This window comes from Microbacterium sp. CFBP 8794, assembly GCF_014841235.1.
In the GTDB taxonomy this organism is placed as follows: domain Bacteria; phylum Actinomycetota; class Actinomycetes; order Actinomycetales; family Microbacteriaceae; genus Microbacterium.
On record NZ_JACYTT010000002.1, the window covers coordinates 575,960 to 591,261 of the forward strand.

Annotated in this window: 15 protein-coding genes, 2 tRNA genes and 1 other RNA gene; 8 read left to right on the forward strand and 10 right to left on the reverse strand. The window is 69.4% G+C overall.

What is annotated here, in order from left to right; genetic code table 11:
• Window positions 1-143: 143 nt before the first annotated feature.
• The gene (locus IFU19_RS06600; protein ID WP_192013243.1) at window positions 144-713 is read right to left on the reverse strand and encodes an NUDIX domain-containing protein; all 570 of its coding nucleotides are present in this window, start codon (window positions 711-713) and stop codon (window positions 144-146) included.
• Window positions 714-824: 111 nt separating this feature from the next.
• Window positions 825-900: transfer RNA gene (locus tag IFU19_RS06605), tRNA-Lys, on the reverse strand.
• 102 nt (window positions 901-1,002) lie between these two features.
• Between IFU19_RS06605 and IFU19_RS06610 the strand changes: the two genes are divergently transcribed.
• Window positions 1,003-1,824 carry an inositol monophosphatase family protein gene (locus tag IFU19_RS06610; RefSeq protein ID WP_055939734.1) on the forward strand — a complete coding sequence of 274 codons (822 nt, stop codon included), beginning with the start codon at window positions 1,003-1,005 and terminating at the stop codon, window positions 1,822-1,824.
• Window positions 1,821-2,399: a hypothetical protein gene (locus IFU19_RS06615; protein WP_192013244.1), complete on the forward strand. Its 579-nt coding sequence runs from the start codon at window positions 1,821-1,823 to the stop codon at window positions 2,397-2,399. The genes IFU19_RS06610 and IFU19_RS06615 overlap by 4 nt, the downstream gene beginning before the upstream one ends.
• Before the next feature lie 47 nt (window positions 2,400-2,446).
• Here the strand turns inward: IFU19_RS06615 and IFU19_RS06620 are convergent, their stop codons facing one another.
• Window positions 2,447-2,815: a hypothetical protein gene (locus IFU19_RS06620; protein WP_070409741.1), complete on the reverse strand. Its 369-nt coding sequence runs from the start codon at window positions 2,813-2,815 to the stop codon at window positions 2,447-2,449.
• 125 nt (window positions 2,816-2,940) lie between these two features.
• On the opposite strand from IFU19_RS06620, the gene IFU19_RS06625 reads away from it, so the two are divergent.
• Window positions 2,941-3,480 (forward strand): YaeQ family protein, encoded by a 540-nt coding sequence (locus tag IFU19_RS06625; RefSeq protein WP_192013245.1) that lies wholly within the window; start codon window positions 2,941-2,943, stop codon window positions 3,478-3,480.
• A 97-nt stretch (window positions 3,481-3,577) separates the two neighbouring features.
• Here IFU19_RS06625 and ssrA read toward each other — a convergent pair.
• Window positions 3,578-3,948: a transfer-messenger RNA gene (ssrA, locus tag IFU19_RS06630) on the reverse strand.
• Between the two features lie 242 nt (window positions 3,949-4,190).
• Here ssrA and IFU19_RS06635 point away from each other — a divergent pair.
• The gene (locus IFU19_RS06635; protein ID WP_192013246.1) at window positions 4,191-4,847 is read left to right on the forward strand and encodes an SIMPL domain-containing protein; all 657 of its coding nucleotides are present in this window, start codon (window positions 4,191-4,193) and stop codon (window positions 4,845-4,847) included.
• A 183-nt stretch (window positions 4,848-5,030) separates the two neighbouring features.
• Here IFU19_RS06635 and smpB read toward each other — a convergent pair whose 3' ends face one another.
• The 4 genes from smpB to prfB form a co-directional block, all read right to left on the reverse strand.
• A complete protein-coding gene (gene smpB / locus IFU19_RS06640; RefSeq protein ID WP_055836395.1) occupies window positions 5,031-5,507 on the reverse strand; it encodes an SsrA-binding protein SmpB in 477 nt (158 codons plus the stop codon).
• A gap of 99 nt (window positions 5,508-5,606) precedes the next feature.
• A complete protein-coding gene (gene ftsX, locus IFU19_RS06645; protein WP_192013247.1) occupies window positions 5,607-6,524 on the reverse strand; it encodes a permease-like cell division protein FtsX in 918 nt (305 codons plus the stop codon).
• On the reverse strand, window positions 6,521-7,552 hold the full coding sequence (gene ftsE / locus IFU19_RS06650) for a cell division ATP-binding protein FtsE (RefSeq protein ID WP_055939721.1): 1,032 nt from the start codon (window positions 7,550-7,552) through the stop codon (window positions 6,521-6,523). Before ftsE ends, ftsX begins: the two co-directional genes overlap by 4 nt.
• 127 nt (window positions 7,553-7,679) lie before the next feature.
• A complete protein-coding gene (prfB, locus tag IFU19_RS06655) occupies window positions 7,680-8,789 on the reverse strand; it encodes a peptide chain release factor 2 (protein ID WP_055836385.1) in 1,110 nt (369 codons plus the stop codon).
• A gap of 70 nt (window positions 8,790-8,859) precedes the next feature.
• Here prfB and IFU19_RS06660 point away from each other — a divergent pair, with 70 nt between their 5' ends.
• Window positions 8,860-10,116, forward strand: a complete 1,257-nt coding sequence (locus IFU19_RS06660) for an MFS transporter (protein ID WP_055940024.1) — start codon at window positions 8,860-8,862, stop codon at window positions 10,114-10,116.
• A gap of 203 nt (window positions 10,117-10,319) precedes the next feature.
• Window positions 10,320-12,116, forward strand: a complete 1,797-nt coding sequence (locus IFU19_RS06665; RefSeq protein ID WP_192013248.1) for a M20/M25/M40 family metallo-hydrolase — start codon at window positions 10,320-10,322, stop codon at window positions 12,114-12,116.
• A gap of 141 nt (window positions 12,117-12,257) precedes the next feature.
• Here IFU19_RS06665 and IFU19_RS06670 read toward each other — a convergent pair whose 3' ends face one another.
• Window positions 12,258-13,283 carry an NADPH:quinone reductase gene (locus IFU19_RS06670; RefSeq protein WP_192013249.1) on the reverse strand — a complete coding sequence of 342 codons (1,026 nt, stop codon included), beginning with the start codon at window positions 13,281-13,283 and terminating at the stop codon, window positions 12,258-12,260.
• A 147-nt stretch (window positions 13,284-13,430) separates the two neighbouring features.
• Here IFU19_RS06670 and IFU19_RS06675 point away from each other — a divergent pair.
• Window positions 13,431-13,512: transfer RNA gene (locus IFU19_RS06675), tRNA-Leu, on the forward strand.
• A 48-nt stretch (window positions 13,513-13,560) separates the two neighbouring features.
• Complete coding sequence (locus IFU19_RS06680; protein WP_192013250.1) at window positions 13,561-14,325, forward strand: VTT domain-containing protein; 765 nt, start codon at window positions 13,561-13,563, stop codon at window positions 14,323-14,325.
• On the opposite strand, the gene ku is transcribed toward IFU19_RS06680, so the two are convergent.
• Window positions 14,326-15,186 (reverse strand): non-homologous end joining protein Ku, encoded by an 861-nt coding sequence (ku, locus tag IFU19_RS06685; protein ID WP_055836375.1) that lies wholly within the window; start codon window positions 15,184-15,186, stop codon window positions 14,326-14,328.
• Between the last annotated feature and the right edge of the window lie 116 nt (window positions 15,187-15,302).

Here is a 15,302-nt window from a genome sequence, read left to right on the forward strand (position 1 = left end):
AGTCGACACAGATCCGCCACCGTTCTGACCGAGCGAAGCGCGACGGAGCCCTACACCCCCGCCATCTCGGCGTGGACCTCCCCGCGCGGCCACGAGGTCGAGACAGACCCGCCACCGTTCTGACCGCAAAGCGGGAGGGAGCCCTACGCCCCCGTCACCTCGGCATCGCCCTCACGCACCCGCTCCCCCAGCACGTCCCAGAGCTGATCGAACCGCATGTTCCACGGGGTGGCGAACACGCCGTCCTTCCACCGCTCGTGCACGACGTCGAGCGTGACCCACTCGGCATCCAGAACCTCTTCCGGGTCTGGGATCGGAGTGACCTCGCTCGCCACCCGCGCGACCCAGAGGTCGAAGAGGGCGCTCGGCTCCACGACACGGCCCACAAGGACGAGGTCGTCCGGGGCCACGGCGATACCGGTCTCCTCCTCGAGTTCGCGGACCGCCCCGCCGCGGCTCGACTCTCCTCGAAGGGCGCTGCCCGCGGGGAACTCCCACGCGAGCGGGTAGTCCTTCCCCGCGGCGCGTCGGCTCATCAGCACCCGACCGCTCGGGGCGACGACGCACACCGAGGCCACGATGTGGAACGAGCCCTCCGGCACCGGTCCATCTCCCCGGCGGTGCAGCCCACCCGTCGGAGTACCCTGCACATCGGTCACGTCCCACAGTTCGTCGTCGGCCATGGCATCCCCCGTCTGCGCCGCGACGAGCACGCGCGGGCACCTCCATCTTGCCGCGGGACAACCGACCGGCACCCGGAGAATCGCCCTGGGAATGCGAAAATCCCCCCTCGCCCTGGTGAGGCGAGAGGGGAATTTCGGAGGTGGTGCACCCCCTCGGACTCGAACCGAGAACCCATTGATTAAGAGTCAATTGCTCTGCCGATTGAGCTAGAGGTGCGTCTTCACAGTTCGAAATCGGCGTCTCGAACCGAGGGATTACGTTACCAGGCATGACGCGGCGACACCAAATCGTGCCAGGAGCGCCGGTTATCCTGGTGCGGTGTCCTCCACTGCTGCCCCCTCCGCGACCTCGACGGATCTGACCGACGACCTCGCCCTCGCGCTGCGGCTCGCCGACGCCGCCGACGCGGTCGCCATGGAACGCTTCGACGCGGCCGACCTCCGCATCGACACCAAACCCGACCGCACCCACGTCACCGAAGCCGACCTCGCCACCGAGCGCGCGATCCGCGCGATCCTCGATGCCGAGCGGCCCGACGACGCCATCCTGGGCGAGGAGTTCGGCACCTCGGGCGACACCGCGCGCCGGTGGGTCATCGACCCGATCGACGGCACCCACAACTACATGCGCGGCATCCCGGTGTGGGCGACGCTGATCGCCCTCACCGTCGACGGCGTACCGCAGATCGGCGTCGTCAGCCAGCCGGCGATCGGTCGACGCTGGTGGGCCGCCACCGGGCAGGGCGCGTGGACGACCACCGCCACCGGCGACGAGCGCCGCATCCACGTCTCGGGCGTCGACCAGGTGTCGGCTGCGAGCATCAGCTTCCAGAGCATCGAGCAGTGGGATGACGTCGATCACCTTCCCGCACTGGAGCGTCTCACGCGAGCGGTGTGGCGTGATCGTGCCTACGGTGACGCATTGCCCTACATGTGGCTCGCCGAGGGTCGGCTGGAACTCGTCGCCGAATTCGGAGTCAAGGAGTACGACATCGCCGCCATCGCCCCCATCGTGCGCGAAGCCGGCGGACGTTTCACGGCCTTCGACGGCTCCGACCGTCTGGACGCCGAGTCGTCGTTCGCGACCAACGGCCTGCTGCACGACGCGTTCTTCGCCCTGCTGCACGAGGACGCCTCGTGAGGCGCCGTCCCCTCGCCCTCGCGCTCTCGACGACGACGCTGACTGCCGTCGCCCTCATTGTCCTCGCGGGGTGTTCGGGACCGGCCGCGCCTCAGGAGGCACCGGCGGAAGCCGCCACCTCGACTCCGTCGGTCTCCGCAGAACCCGAGGTCACACCGACCACCGACCCCGTCGCAGAAGACCCGACCTGCCAGAACATCATCCCCCGGGCGACGGCCGACGACTTCGTCAGCCTGGGATGGAGTGCGCAGTCCGAGCCGTTCCGCATCGGAAGCATCGAGCTCGACGAGGGCATCCAGTGCAAGTGGGGCGATCAGAAGATCACGACCGATCGCGTGCAGATGTTCGGCTGGGCACGCATCGACGATGCCGATGCCACGGCGGCCGAGAAGGAGCTCGTCGCCTCGGGCTGGCGTCGCGAGGTCGGCGACGCGGGCACCTACATCACCGAGGACCCCTCGTGGGCGATCAGCACGGACGGCGACGGGTACGGCATCACCTACCTGTTCGGTGACGGCTGGGTGAAGCTCGCCGACACCCGGCAGAGCCTGGTGCTCGTCGAGGGTCCCCAGTAACGCACCCCCCGCCTCGGTACACCGGTCGAGGGCGTCCACTCGGACGGTCACCGGTACGGGTTGACCGCAGCCGCATCGCGCGCGGCCCCGAACCCCTCGTCCCAGGCATCGCCACGTGCCTCGACCTCGCGCCACAGCGCGTCCGCCTGCACGACGCGGTGCGCGAACGCGACCCAGTCCGCCCACGAGGCGGTGATCCCGGATGCCGAGTCCCCCGACTGCTGCGGAGCGTGCGAACCCGAACCCGGTTCCCCGTCGTCATCGGCAGCGGTGATCCCGGATGCCGGCGCACCCCCGCTCTGCCCGGAACCGGTCCCCGTGCCACGGCGCGCGAGGGCGGTCCAGGTTCCGGCGTTCGGGGTGGGAGCGAGGTGGAACGGACCGACGTCGATCCGTGCGGCGCGGGGGTCTGGCATCCCTCGACGCTACGGTCGGGGCGGCACGCGCGGCAACCGTCCCGCAGCCGATCGACCACCAGGGCGGACCGCCCCGCTTCGCGCGAGCCTCTTCCCCACCCCGTCCTGACGTAGGCTCGAGCCTCGTGGCTATCGGCGCGACCATTCACACGTTCACCGTGCAACTGTCCGACGTGGACCGCGGCGTCTACGAGGAGCTGGCCCTGCGCGTCGCGCGGCATCCCTCCGAGACCGCCCCGTACATGTTGACGCGCGTGCTCGCGTACTGCCTCGAGTACGAAGAGGGCATCACGTTCAGCGAGGGCGTCGCCGCCACCGACGAGCCCGCCGTGATGGTGCGCGACCTGACCGGCTCGATCGTCGCCTGGGTCGAGGTGGGCGCCCCCGATGCCGCCCGCCTGCACACCGGCAGCATGAAGGCCGAGCGCACCGTCGTGTACACGCACCGCGACCCCGACAAGGTCGCCGCCGCCTGGGCGGGCAAGCGCATCCACCGCGCCGAGGAACTGTTGCTGCACAGCTTCGAGCCCGGCTTCGTCGAGCGCGTCTCCGAAGGCATCGAGCGGCGCAACACGGCCACCCTCACCCGCACCGAGGGGCGTGTCTACCTCGAGCTCAACGACGTGTCGGGCGAGAGCGACGTGCACACCCGCACGGCCGCCTGAGCGCGCAGACCAAGCGCTCGATTCGATCCCGAAACCAAGAAAGCCCTCGTCCCCGCCGAAACGGGCGGGAACGAGGGCTTTCTCACGTGACAGTGACTCGTGGAGCTGGGGGGAATCGAACCCCCGTCCAACGCTGGGTCTCCGCGTTTTCTCCGGGCGCAGTCTGTGCAGACGTTCTACTCGGCTCCGACCTTTGTCACAGACACCTAAGTCGACAAGCCCAGCCTGGGAAAAGTCCCGTGCGACGTCCAGACGCCATCACACGGCAAGACCCCTAAATGACGCCAGGATCCGTGGCGGGGTCGCACACGGTCTGACGGACTATCGGGCTCGCTTACGCAGCGAGGGCGAAGTCAGTGCGCTTAGCATCGGCACTTATTGTTTTGCAGGGAGCGTTTACGAGATAACCCCACATCCTCGGCCCGCTTTCTCGCGGGTTCGCAGACGCTGTCGAAACCGATCAGCCCCGTGAACTCCGTGTGGAGCGGCCACTGTCACGCTGTTGAATTACCAATCCGGATGCCGAAGCACCGGAGCCTCACAGTCTACAACGCTCCGACACCCGGCGCATTCCGCGTGGCCCGCAGCGGTGGCGAGGTGGTGCCGGGAAGCGACACCGCCCCGCGGCGGTCAGCACCACGAGCGACGCCCGCACCCCGCCCCGCGAGCTCCTCTGCGGAACAGCGATTCCCCTCGCGTAGGCTCACCGCATGAGTGAGGTCGTGGTCACCGTCCGAGGAGAGAGCGAAGCACGCGTGCGCGCCGAAGAGGCCGCCGTTCGAGTGACGGTGTCGACCGACGGGCCGTCCCGCGGACCCGTGATCGAGGGCGCTCAGGTGCGCGCGTCGTCGGTGCAGGACGGCCTGGTGGCGCACCTGCGCTCCGGCGAGGTGTCGGAGTGGTCGAGCGCTCGCGTGTCGGTCTGGTCGGACCGACCGTGGAACAGCGACGGCGCGCAGCTGCCGCTCGTGCACCACGCCAGCGTCGAACTGTCGGCGACGTTCACCGACGCCGGGGCCCTGTCGTGGTGGCTCGGCGATGTCACCGAGTCCGACGACGTGCAGGTCACCGCGGTGGAGTGGCGCCTCTCCCCCGCCACACGCGTGCGCGTCGAGAGCGATGTGGCCGCCGCCGCGGTACACGTCGCCGTCGAGCGCGCGGGCGCGTACGCGGGCGCTCTGGGTTTGGCCTCCGTGTCACCGGTCGAGATCGCCGACGCCGGCCTGCTCGGGGCACGGCCGGAGCCCACGGCACCCCTGTCGGCGCGCTTCGCCGCGGCCTCGGACTCGAGCGGCCCGTCGTTCAGCCTGCAGCCGCCCGAGATCGTCGTGAGGTCGGTCGTCGAGGGGCGCTTCCGCGCGGAATGACCGCGTCACACGCGGAATGACCGCGTCACGCGGCAGCCAGGCGCGCTGACCGCGTACGAACGTCACGGCCACGAACGTCGCGGCAGCGAACGATACGGCAACGAACGTCACGGCAACGGACCGAACCTCAGTCGCCCCGGTCGGTTCCCGGCGCGCAGGAACGAGACCGCGACGAACCCGACCTCAGTCGCCCAGCCGGTTCTTCGTGCGCATGGCGCGCTCGGCTTCGCGCTTGTCTTCGCGTTCGCGGATGGTCTGACGCTTCTCGAACTCGCGCTTGCCCTTGGCCACCGCGATCTCGACCTTCGCGCGACCGTCGAGGAAGTACAACCGCAGCGGAACGAGCGTGTACCCGCCGGCCGACACCGCGTGCGAGAGCTTCACGATCTCTTCGCGGTGCAGCAGGAGCTTGCGCGTGCGCTTGGCCGAGTGATTCGTCCAGTGACCCTGCGAGTACTCGGGAATGTGCACGGCGTCGAGATACGCCTGCCCGCCGTCGATGTAGGCGTACCCGTCGGTGAGGTTCGCACGGCCCTGCCGCAGCGACTTGACCTCGGTCCCGGTCAGCACGAGACCGGCCTCGTAGGTCTTCTCGATGGCGTAGTCGTGGCGCGCCTTCTTGTTCGACGCGATCAGTTTTTCACCCTGCTCACGAGGCATGGTGCCACCTCCTCATGATCATGGGCACACAGAGCCCTCCAGCATACAGGATGCCGGGGTCACCGGCATCCGGGATCCGACGTCGAACGACGCGGGGGTTTATGCGCGCAGCCAGCGACGGATCGCGAAGCTCGCGCTGAGCGCCGCGAGGATCACGCCGATCACCACGATCACCGGGATCACGAAGGCGACGTCGGACAGCCCCACCCACGACGTGATGAAGCCGATGCGGTCGCGCAGGTACTGGTTGACTCCGACCCCCACGATCGCCCAGACGGCCACGCTCGCCAGAGCCGACCCGATGAGGGCCGCCAAGACGCCCTCGACGATGAACGGCGTCTGGATGAAGCGATTGGAGGCGCCGACCAAGCGCATGATGCCGAGCTCTCGCCGTCGCGCGAACGCCGAGAGGCGGATGGTCGTCGCGATCAGCAGCACCGCGGCGATGAGCATGAGACCGGCGATGCCGACGGCGACGTAGGTCGCGACCGTCAGCGCCTGGAACAGCGGCTCGAGGTACTGCATCTGGTCCTTCACCTCTTCGACGCCGGTCTGTCCGCTGAACGCTTCCGAGATGACGTCGGCCTGATTCTGGTCCACGAGGTTGATGCTGAAGGTCGCGTTGAACTGGTCGGCCGTCACCACGTCGGCGATGTCGTCGGACAGCAGGCTCTTCGCGTTCTCGAACACCTCGTCGCTCGTCGAGTAGGTGTAGTCGCGGATGAGCGGCGCGAGCGCCTCTCCGTCGAGCGTCGCCTTGACGGCGTCGATCTGCTCCTGCGTCGCAGCCTGCCCCGGGGTGCAGGTGTCGACGTCGGAAACCGCCGCGCACATGAACACCGCCACCTGGGCACGATCCGCCCAGTACGACTGCATCTTGCCGATCTGCATCTGCATGAGCATCGCCGCGCCGACGAAGGTCAGCGACACGAAGGTGACCAGGATGACCGAGATCACCATGGACGCGTTGCGACGCAGGCCAGTGAAGGCCTCCGAGAGGATGAGCCCGAACCTCATGACGTGGGTCCCACTTCGTCGTTGCGGTCTTTCTTCTCGCCCAGTCCCAGCCGGTCGGCGAGGCCCAGGGCGTCGACGTCCGGCGTAGTGACCGGGATGGAGCGCGTGTTCGTGCCCGGTTCGCGCGGGGCGTCGGCGGACGGCGTGGTCACGGCGGGCGTGGCGCCCGGGGCCGCCGCGGGCTCGGCGGAAGGGGCCGGAGCCGGCGCGCCCTCGGGGCCGCGCAGGGGCTCGACGGGGCCGGAGATGTGGGTCACTTCGCGCTGCACCTCGAGCACGGCCGTGAGGGCGGCGACCGCGGCCGCACCCTTCTCGACCTCGGGGGCCAGGCGGGGCAGGCTCGACGTGTCGCCGTAGCCGCCGTGGCGCTCGTCGCGCACCATCTCGCCCCCGCTCAGCTCGATCACGCGACGCTGCATCTGGTCGACGAAACCGGCCTCGTGGGTCGCCATGACCACCGTCGTGCCGCCGGCGTTGATGCGGGCCAGCAGCCGCATGATGTCGATCGACGTGCCGGGGTCGAGGTTTCCGGTCGGCTCGTCGGCGAGCAGCACCTGGGGACGGTTGACCAGCGCGCGGGCGATTGCGACGCGCTGCTGCTCACCGCCCGACAGCTCGTGGGGAAGGCGCTTCTCTTTGCCGTCGAGGCCGACGAGCGCGAGCACCTCGGGCACGGCCTGCTGGATGAACCCGCGCGAGGCGCCCGTGACCTGCAGGGTGAAAGCCACGTTCTGATGCACGGTCTTGTTCGGAAGCAGGCGGAAGTCCTGGAAGACCGAGCCGATGTGGCGACGGAAGTAGGGAACCTTGCGGTTCGACAGCGTGCGCAGGTCGCGACCGAGCACCACGACGCGACCGTCGCTGGGGGTCTCGGCGCGCAGGATCAACTGCAGGCACGACGATTTGCCGGAACCCGAGGCACCGACGAGGAAGACGAACTCCCCGCGCTGCACCTCGAAGTCGACGGCGTTCAGGGCGGGCTTCGCGGTGCCGCGATACCGCTTGGTGACGTTCTCAAACCGGATCATGGCTCGATGAGCCTAAGCGGGTGCCCCGACGACCTCGACAGGACGCGCCGTGTCCGCAAACCGAGAGAGTCCTATGGATGCCGGGGTGATGGCATCCACAGGACTCTCGGACCGCGGGGGTCGCGGATCAGTCGTCGTCCTTGCGCTTGCGCCACCGGATGCCGGCGGCGATGAGCCCATCGAGGTCGCCGTCGAAGACGACCGCGGGGTTGCCGACCTCGTACCCGGTGCGGAGGTCTTTCACGAGCTGCTGGCCGTAGAGGAAGTAGGAGCGCATCTGGTCGCCCCAGCTCGCGGTGATCGTGCCGGCGAGTTCCTTCTTCTTCGCGGCCTCTTCTTCGCGCTTGAGCAGCAGCAGTCGCGTCTGCAGCACGCGCATGGCGGCCGCACGGTTCTGGATCTGCGACTTCTCGTTCTGCATCGACACGACGAGGCCGGTCGGGAGGTGCGTGATGCGCACGGCGGAGTCGGTCGTGTTGACCGACTGTCCGCCGGGGCCCGACGAACGGAAGACGTCGACGCGGATGTCGCCCTCGGGGACCTCGACCTCGACGGCTTCTTCCATCACGGGGATGACCTCGACCGCGGCAAAGCTCGTCTGGCGCTTGTCGGCGCCGCCGAACGGGCTGATGCGGGCCAGGCGATGCGTGCCGGCCTCGACCGACAGGGTGCCGTAGGCGTAGGGGACGTCGACCTCGAAGGTGGCCGACTTGATGCCCGCGCCCTCGGCGAAGGACGTGTCCATGACCTTCACGGGGTACTTGTGACGCTCGCACCAGCGCAGGTACATGCGCAGCAGCATCTCGGCGAAGTCGGTGGCGTCGTCGCCCCCGGCGCCGGAGCGGATCGTGACGACCGCCGAGCGCGGGTCGTACTCGCCGTCGAGGAGGGTCTGCACCTCGAGCTGACCGATCACGTCTTTGAGTGAAGCGAGCTCGCGCCGCGCCTCGTCGGCGGATTCGTCGTCGTCCATCTCGATCGCGAGACCGACGAGCACCTCGAGGTCGTCGAGGCGCTGCTCGATCTCGGTCACGCGCTTGAGTTCGGCCTGGCGGTGGCTGAGACGGCTGGTGATCTTCTGAGCGTTGTCGACGTCGTCCCAGAGGTTGGGTGCGCCGGCCTCTTCGCTGAGGCGAGCGATGTCGGCGGTGAGTGCATCGACGTCGACCACGGCCTGGATATCGGCGAAGGTCGAGCGAAGAGCCTGGATGTCGGCGGTCAGATCGAGTTCGAGCATTTGGATTCAGCCTATCGTGGAGACGGTGACAGCCGACTCTCCCCGGAACGTGCTGGTGCGCTTCGCGCCGATGATCTACGGTCCCACCCTGCTGTTCGCCCTCGGCGAGGGGGCCGTCATCCCCCTCATCCCGGTGATCGCCGACCGCCTGGGGGCCGACGTCGCCGTGGCCGCGCTCGTGGCGGCGGCCCTGGTCGTGGGCCAGCTCTGCGGCAACATCCCCGCCGGATGGGCGGTCGCGCGATTCGGCGAGCGCCTGACGATGGGTGTCGCCGGCATCGTGATCCTGGGCGGTCTGACGGGAGTGGTCTTCGCGAACTCCCTGCTGCTGTTCGCCGCGGCCGTGTTCCTCATCGGATTCTGCGCCGCGGCGTTCGCCCTCGCGCGCCATTCCTTCATGACCACCCGGGTGCCCCTGCATTTCCGCGCTCGGGCGCTGTCGCTGCTGGGCGGGACCTTCCGCCTCGGAATGTTCGTCGGGCCGTTCATCTCGGCGGCGCTGCTGGGGATCTTCGGCGACGAGACGGCATCCATCGTCTTCTTCGCCGTGTGCCAGGTTGCGACGATCCTCCTGGTGTTCTTCGGCCCCGATCCCGAGAAGGCCGTGCCGGTGGGCGCAGGCTCCGTGAGCCGACGCGACGAGGGCGACTCCCGCGAGGCCGACTCCCGCGAGGCCGAAGACACCGGTGAGCCGGTGACCGGAGCGATTCCCGTCGTCGAGCGGGTGGGGGTGTTCCGCACGATGTGGCGCTTCCGCGGTGTGCTCGCTCGCCTGGGTCTCGCGGCGGCCTCGCTGTCTGCCGTCCGCTCGGCGCGTCAGGTGGTGCTGCCGCTCTGGGGTGTGTCGCTGGGATTGGATGCCGGGACCATCGCCGTGGTCGTCGGAGTCTCGGGCGCCATCGATTTCGCGCTGTTCTACGCCAGCGGCCAGGTCATGGACCGCTTCGGGCGCCTGTGGGCGGCGTTGCCCGCGATGGTGCTGATGGGGGCGGGATTCCTCGCGCTCTCGTTCACCCACGATCTGGGCACCGCCGAGATGTGGTTCGCCCTGTTCGCCGCGGTGCTCGGCGTCGGCAACGGGCTGTCGAGCGGCATCCTGCTCACCCTGGGTGCCGACATCGCCCCGCCGACGGAGCCGGCCGCGTTCCTCGGTTCGTGGCGCACGCTCACCGACGCCGGGGGCGCGATCGCCCCCCTGTTGGTGTCGGCTCTGACAGCGCTCGTCTCGCTGTCGGTCGGCGTGGGGGCCATGGGATTCATCGCCCTGCTCGGCGCGATCGGGTTCGTGCGATGGGTGCCGCGGTACGTCCCGCGAAGCCGCCCCTGACGCGCGGGAGCGCGCCGGAACGGCCGCCGCCCGATACCCCGACGACCTCGGGGACGTGTTTCGGGACGGTAAAAAATCCGGCGGACTCTGGCCATCTGATGAATTTCCGATGAGAATCGGTCACGCGATCGCCATTTTCACGGTGACGTGTCATTCCCCCTGGATGAAGCGGGCGATGGTGCCCGCGGAGAGGTTTCCCCATCGTGCCCCGGAACACCCTGCACCCCACTGCCTCACGCGCTCGACGCGCGTCGGCCGTGCTGGCGACGAGCGCTCTCGTCGGCGGCGCCCTGATGATCGCCCCCGCGGCGTTCGCCGCACCCGCCCCCGGCGAGGCCCCCGACGACCTCGGCCTCACCGGCGCCGACGTCATGACCCACCTGACCGAGCTGGCCGACATCACCGAGTCGTTCGCCGATCAGGGCTACCGCACCTGGAACGGTCCGGGCTACGAGGCTGCGGCGCAGTACGCCGAGCAGATCCTCGAGGGCACCGGGGCGTTCACCGTCTCGCGGCAGACCTTCGACGTGCCGTACTCCGAGCTGGGCGAAGCCTCGCTGACCGTCGATGGCACGACCTACACCGGCTCGCACTTCGACAACAGCGAAGGCACCGACGAGCCGTACACCGCGACTCTGGCGCTGCCCCTCGACGCCGAGGGCACGCACATCGGCTGCGCCGCGACCGACTACGCCACCGTCCCCGCCGGCGCCATCGTGCTGATCCAGCGCGGCGTCTGCACCTTCGAGGAGAAGATCGACTTCGCCTCGGCCGCCGGAGCGGGCAGCGTCTTCGTCTACAACAACGAACGGCCGGCCGAAGAGGGCGTCTCGCCCGACGACCAGCTGACCAACGTCGGCTCGGGTCCCCGCAACGAAGAGGACTCCCCCGCGGCGACCCTTCCCCAGTCCGCCGGCGACACGCTCGCCGCTCTCGTCGAGGCCGCTGCCGCCGACGCGCCCGTCGAGGCCACCGCCGTCATCGAGAAGCAGTTCCTCGTCTCACAGACCTTCAACGTGATCGCCGACAGCATCGCGGGCGACCCCGAGGACACCGTCGTCATCGGCGCGCACCTCGACGGCGTGGCCGAAGGCCCGGGCGTGAACGACAACGCCTCGGGCTCGGCCGCCGTGCTCGCCCTGGCCGAGAAGGTCGCGGCATCCGAGGTTCCCAACGACAAGCGCATCCGTCTGGCGCTCTGGGGCGCCGAGGAGATCGGCCTGCTCGGCTCGACCGCCTACGTCGACGACCTGGTGCAGAACGACCCCGCCGAACTCGCGCGCATCTCGGCCTACCTCAACTACGACATGATCGGCTCCGAGAACTTCACGGTGGGCGTGTACGACGCCGATCGCTCGACGTTCCCCGCCGACGGGGTGACCATCCCCGACGGTTCGGTCGAGATCGAGAAGATCTACACCGACTACTTCGACTCGATCGAACAGCCGTGGATCGACTCCGAGTACTCGGGTCGCTCGGACTACCAGGCGTTCATCGACAACGGCATCCCCTCGGGCGGACTGTTCTCGGGTGGCGACGACATCAAGACCGACGAGCAGGCCGAGCTCTTCGGCGGCACCCCCGGGGTCTTCATGGACCGCAACTACCACACGGTCGACGACACCCTCGCGAACGTGAACCGCAACTCGATCGACATCTTCACTCCCGCGATCGGGCACGCCGCCTTCGCCCTGGCGTGGGACGCCGCCGTCGATCCGGAGCCCACTCCCGAGCCCACGCCCGGCGAGCCCTCGCCCGACCCCACCACCGAGCCGACGCCCGAGCCCACGGGTGAGCCCACGGGCGAGCCGACGGCCACGCCGAGCCCGGTGCCCACGGCGACGACGGGTCCCGGCGCGAACGGCCCCGGCGGCAACCTGCCGCGCACCGGTTCCGACGTCGCGGGTTCGCCGCTGCCCGCCATCGGCATCGGCATGCTCGCCCTCGGAGTCATCGTGGCCGCCGGCACCGCCGTCGTCCGCCGACGTCCGCAGCAGTGACGAGGACCGGGGCCGCGTGAGACGCGCGGCCCCGAAACGACCGTCCCGCCGGGATCCGTACCGTGAGGTGCGTGATCCCGGCGGGACGTCGTCGTCCGGGGCGGGACGATCCGTCCCGCTGCGCTGCGCGTCGGCCGGGGCTCAGTCCTCGTCGGCCACGCGGATCAGGACCTTGCCGGTGACACCCGACTCGACGGCGTCGTGCGCGGCGGCGGTCTGGTCGAGGGGGAACCCGCTGAGGGGCAGTCCGGCCTCCTCGCCCACCGGCAGCGCTCCGGCCGCCACCGCGGCCGAGACGTCTTCGGCGGCCGCGGCGAGCGCGCGCTCGCCCACCGTGTACAGCAGCAGGCCCTGCCAGCGGACGTTCTTGGCGAAACTCGCGCGCACCGCCGCCGTGAAGGCATCGCCCCCGTTGTCGGCGTAGTACCCGATGGTGCCGTGGTTCGCGATCACCTCGACGTCGAGACCGGCGTTGTCGGCGATGGCGACCTCGACGATGTGCTCGACCCCGTGCGGAGCGAGCTCGCGGATGCCGTCGGCGAGCGCCTCGTTCGGATAGCGCAGAACGTGGTGGGCGCCGGCCGCGCGCGCGAGCGCCTCTTTCGCGTCGCTGCTGACCGTGGCGATGACGGTGGCGCCGGCCCAGACGGCGAGCTGGATGGCCGCGTGTCCGACCGCTCCGGCCCCGCCCTGCACGAGCACGGTGCGCCCGGACAGGGCGCCCGGGGCGAGGCGCGACGGGCCGTCTTCGTGCACGGTGAGGGCGCGATGGGCCGTCATCGCGGGAACGCCGAGGCTCGCGCCGAGCTCGAACGACGCCGCGTCGGGCAGCGGGACGGCGCGCTCGGCGGGGAGCACGGAGTACTCGGCCGCGGTTCCGGTCGGACGCTGGTGCGCGGCGAGGTACACCCACACCCGCTGGCCCACCGAGAGACCCTCGACGCCGTCGCCGACGGCATCCACGATTCCCGCCCCGTCCTGGTTGGGCGTGACCTCGTCGAACGCGAGCGGCCGGTCGGTGCTGGCCCGGGCCTTCCAGTCGGTGGGGTTCACCCCCGACACGACGATGCGCACGCGCACTTCGCCCGCACCGGGTTCGGGAAGCGGGCGCTCCGCGAGCGAGAGAACGGAGGAGTCACCGGGCTGGGAATACGTGATCGCCTTCATGCGGAAGACAAGCACGCGATCGACGCCCGCATTCCCCCGGCGTGTCGTCGCGCGCGGGTCACACGCGTCGCCCGCGGGTGAGGTCGCCGGGGTTGGGGGCCGCTTCACACGTAGCGCCGCCCACGCGGACCTAGAATGAACCCATTCGCGGGAGTGGTGGAATCGGTAGACACGCAGGATTTAGGTTCCTGTGCCTTCGGGCGTGGGGGTTCAAGTCCCCCCTTCCGCACGATTCTCGCTGCTCCCCGCACCGATACTCCGACCCGACGGGACCGATGTGATCCACACCACCAGCGCGCTGCTCCCGTGGCTCGACCCCGCGACGATCATCACCAACTCGCAGCCCTGGGCGCTGCTGGTCGTGTGCTTCATCATCTTCGCCGAGACCGGTCTGCTCATCGGCTTCCTGCTGCCCGGCGACACCCTGCTGATCATGGCCGGGCTGCTCTCGCACTCCACCCCGCAGGCACCCAACGGCGTGTTCGGACTGAACGCCTGGTGGGTGGCGCTCGCCATCGGTGTGGCCGCCTTCATCGGCGGTGAGGTCGGGTACTACATCGGGCACAAGGCCGGACCCTCGATCTTCGAGCGCAAAGAATCCGGCATCTTCAGCCGGAAGAACGTCGAGCGCACGAACGCGTTCTTCGAGCGGTTCGGCGGTCTCACCGTCATCCTCGCCCGCTTCGTGCCCGTCGTGCGCACGTTCGCCCCCATCGCCGCCGGCGTCGGCCACATGCCGTGGCGCAAGTACACGCTCTACAACCTCATCGGCGCCATCATCTGGGGCATCGGCCTCACCATGCTCGGCTACGTCGTGGGATACATCCCGTTCATCCGCGACATCGTGACGGAGTACATCGACGTCATCCTGCTCGCCGCCGTCGCGGGCACGGTGGTGTTCATCGGCATCCACTACTTCCGCGAGCGCGCCGCCGCCAAGCGCGACGCCGCCGCGGGCCACGGAGTCGTGACGCACGCCGAGGCCGAGGCCCTCACGCTCGACCCGAAGACGCTCGAAGACGACGACCAGCCCGCGCGCTGATCAGGACGCCTTCGAGCTCTTCTTCTTCGCCGGCGCCTTCTTGGTCGGCGCGTCGTCGGCCTTCTCGGTGCGGGCCGCGCGACTGCGCTCGACGCTCGCACGCAGGGCCTCCATGAGGTCGATGACCTCGCCGCCGTCGTCGTCGCTCTCCTGCTCGCCGAAGGTCGCCGCGGTGTCGATGGCGTCGCCCTGCTCGAGCTTCGCGTCGATCAGGGTGCGCAGCTCGGCCTGGTACTCGTCGGTGAACTCCTCGGGGTCGAAATCCTTCGAGAAGCTCTCGACCAGAGAGGCCGACATCTCGAGCTCCTTCGCCGAGATGCGCACGCTCTCGTCCAGCGCGGGGAACGCCGCCTCGCGCACTTCGTCTGCCCAGAGCAGCGTCTGCAGCACGAGCACGTCGTCGCGCACGCGCAGGGCCGCGAGGCGCGTCTTCTGACGCAGCGAGAAGCGCACGATCGCGGTGCGGTCGGTCTGCTCGAGCGTCTTGCGCAACAGCACGTACGCCTTCGGCGACGAGGAGTCGGGCTCGAGGTAGTACGCCTTGTCGAGGGTCAGCAGATCGACCTGATCGCTGGGGACGAACTCCACCACCTCGATCTCGCGACTGCGTTCGCTCGGCAGCGACGCGAGGTCGTCTTTGGTCAGCACGACCGTCTGCTCGCCGTCGTCGTACGCGCGATCGATGTCGGCGTAGGGCACCACCTCGCCGTCGACCTCGCAGATGCGCTGATACCGGATGCGCCCGCCGTCCTTGTTGTGCACCTGGTGCAGAGAGACGTCGTGGTCTTCGGTGGCCGAGTACACCTTCACGGGCACGTTGACGAGGCCGAAGGTCAGGGCGCCCTTCCAGATCGATCGCATGGGAACAGTGAACACCGAAAGAGGGGCGGATGCCGAGGGGGTTGCCGCGCGAGGGACTCGGCGTCGCGGTCGGTTCCCGCCGCGATCCCGGGCGAAACTCCTGAGAAACTCGCCGC

Excerpts from the sequence above, each read along its gene's own strand:
- prfB (WP_055836385.1), bottom strand. The coding sequence starts at position 8,789 with ATGCTCGAACTCGATCTGACCGCCGACATCCAGGCTCTTCGCTCGACC.
- ftsE (WP_055939721.1), bottom strand. The coding sequence starts at position 7,552 with ATGATCCGGTTTGAGAACGTCACCAAGCGGTATCGCGGCACCGCGAAG.
- IFU19_RS06660 (WP_055940024.1), top strand. The coding sequence starts at position 8,860 with ATGATCTACGGTCCCACCCTGCTGTTCGCCCTCGGCGAGGGGGCCGTC.
- smpB (WP_055836395.1), bottom strand. The coding sequence starts at position 5,507 with ATGCCTCGTGAGCAGGGTGAAAAACTGATCGCGTCGAACAAGAAGGCG.
- ku (WP_055836375.1), bottom strand. The coding sequence starts at position 15,186 with ATGCGATCGATCTGGAAGGGCGCCCTGACCTTCGGCCTCGTCAACGTG.
- IFU19_RS06635 (WP_192013246.1), top strand. The coding sequence starts at position 4,191 with ATGAGTGAGGTCGTGGTCACCGTCCGAGGAGAGAGCGAAGCACGCGTG.
- ftsX (WP_192013247.1), bottom strand. The coding sequence starts at position 6,524 with ATGAGGTTCGGGCTCATCCTCTCGGAGGCCTTCACTGGCCTGCGTCGC.
- IFU19_RS06670 (WP_192013249.1), bottom strand. The coding sequence starts at position 13,283 with ATGAAGGCGATCACGTATTCCCAGCCCGGTGACTCCTCCGTTCTCTCG.
- IFU19_RS06620 (WP_070409741.1), bottom strand. The coding sequence starts at position 2,815 with ATGCCAGACCCCCGCGCCGCACGGATCGACGTCGGTCCGTTCCACCTC.